This is a genomic window from candidate division KSB1 bacterium (genome assembly GCA_034505495.1).
Classification (GTDB): Bacteria; Zhuqueibacterota; Zhuqueibacteria; order Residuimicrobiales; family Krinioviventaceae; genus Fontimicrobium_A.
The window spans coordinates 14,966-17,258 of record JAPDQV010000051.1; the positions used below are offsets into that span (position 1 = coordinate 14,966).

1 protein-coding gene is annotated in these 2,293 nt (G+C 52.7%); it reads left to right on the forward strand.

Features of this window, described 5'->3' with window-relative positions; all coding sequences use genetic code 11:
* Window positions 1–2,293, forward strand: a 2,293-nt coding sequence (locus tag ONB24_14195; protein ID MDZ7317261.1) for a DUF4981 domain-containing protein, incomplete at its 3' end; no start/stop codon positions are given.

Below are 2,293 nucleotides of genomic sequence, written 5' to 3' on the forward strand. Positions count from 1 at the left end.
ATGAAGAACCTTATCTTGATGATGTGTCTGGCAGTGACTTTTTATTTTAGTACCGCCCGATCCGCAGAAGAGTGGGAAAACCCTGAAATCATTGCCGTCAACAAAGAGGCGCCGCACGCGGCATTTTTTCCGTTTCCGGACCGAACTGCTTCGCTGACTTTACGTCCTGAAGCTTCTACGCGCGTGCAGTCGCTGAACGGCCAATGGAGGTTCAAGTTCCTCGTTTCGCCTGATCAGGCACCGACCGACTTTCATGTGCCCGACTATCCTGATCAAAAATGGGATCTTTTGTCAGTGCCTTCGAATTGGCAGCTGCACGGCTACGGCAGGCCGCATTACACCAACATCAAGTACCCTTTTCCCGCCAATCCGCCTTTTGTTCCGCACGATTACAACGAGACCGGCTTGTACCGCACAAGCTTTACGCTGCCCGAAGAGTGGAAGGGGCAGGAGATCTTTATTCGCTTCGAAGGCGTGGCGTCGGCGTTTTATCTCTATGTTAACGGCAGCTTTGTGGGATACAGCGAAGACAGCATGCTGCCGGCCGAGTTTTGCCTTACGCCCTATGTGAAGGAAGGAAAAAATGTACTGGCCGCCAAGGTCATTAATTGGTCCGACGGCAGCTATTTGGAGGATCAAGATTTTTGGCGTCTGGGCGGCATCTTTCGCGACGTCCGGCTCATCGCCAGGCCGCAGGTTTTTCTCCGCGACTTTTTCGTGACGACCGATCTGAACAACGACTACACGGTTGCCGACGTCCGCATTCGCGCCTGGATAAGCAATCGCTCCGCCAAGAGCGCCAAGGTTCGCCTGCGCGCGACTCTGCATGAAGGATTTGACGCCGAAACCACGCTCGTCGTCGCCGCCGACCGCGAATCGACTGCGGACCTGATAGGCCGACTCGATCGACCGCGACTTTGGAGCGCTGAAATTCCGAATCTTTACATTCTCACTCTCGAGCTGTTGGATGAGAAAGGTCAAGTGCTTGAAGCGGTCTCGCAAAAAATCGGCGTGCGGGAGATCGAGATGCGCAAAGGACAGTTGCTGGTAAACGGTCGCGCCGTTTATTTCAAAGGGGTCAACCGCCATGAAATTCAGCCTGATTGCGGCCGCGCGGTTACTGAAGAGACGATGATCAAGGACATCCTGCTGATGAAGCGGCACAATATCAACGCCGTGCGCACCAGCCACTATCCCAATCATCCCCGCTGGTATGAGCTCTGCGATGAATACGGTATCTATCTCATCGGCGAGGCGAACGTCGAAGCGCACGAGCTGTGGTCCGATCGCCGCATCTATCTCGATGAAAAGCCCGAATGGGAAAAGGCATTTGTCACCCGGGGCACCGCCATGGTGCAGCGCGATAAAAATCATCCCTCGGGGATTATCTGGTCCATGGGCAATGAGACCGGCTTCGGCACCCATTTCGATACGATGTATCGTGAAATGAAAAAGATCGATCCCACACGCCCGATTCATTATGAAAGCCGCACACCGGCTTATATTCATGGCCTTTCCAAGTATGACATCATCTCGACGATGTACGCAAGCCTGGATGGAATCCTCGATCTGGCCGCGCAGGACACCACGCGTCCGGTCATTCTTTGCGAATATGCCCATTCGATGGGCAACAGCACCGGCAACCTGCGCAAATATTGGGACCTGTTCGAGTCGCATCCCCGTATACAGGGGGCATTTATTTGGGATTTTGTCGATCAGGGCTTATACAAAAAGACGGAGGACGGACGGCTTTTCTTTGCTTACGGCGGCGATTTCGGCGATATACCCAACGACGGTAATTTTTGCTGCAACGGCATCGTCAACCCCGATCGTACACCCCAGCCGGCCATGGAAGAGGTCAAAAAGGTCTTTCAATTCGTCAAAGTCAAACCAATCGATCTCTATGCCGGCATTCTTGCGGTTCAAAATACCTTTGAGTTTAGAAACCTGAATTTTTTGACCCTTGAATGGCAGCTGTGCACGCCGTTTCGAGTCATCAAGTCCGGAAAAATCGATCGGCTCGACATCCCGCCGCAGGAGACCAGGCCGGTGCAGCTCGGTCATCTTTATGAGGCGATGAAAAGCGATGCCCCTTGTTACCTCAATATCGATTTCAAACTGAAAAACGATATGCCGTGGGCGCCTGCCGGATATGTACTCGCCGGAGAACAATTCGTTTTTCCATTTGTCGAAAAACAAAAGGAAAAGCCGCTTTTGCCGATGCAGGTCAAAGAGGAAAAGAATCACTTGCTGTTGAGCGGCGGGAATTGGTCGCTCGTTTTCGACAAGCAAA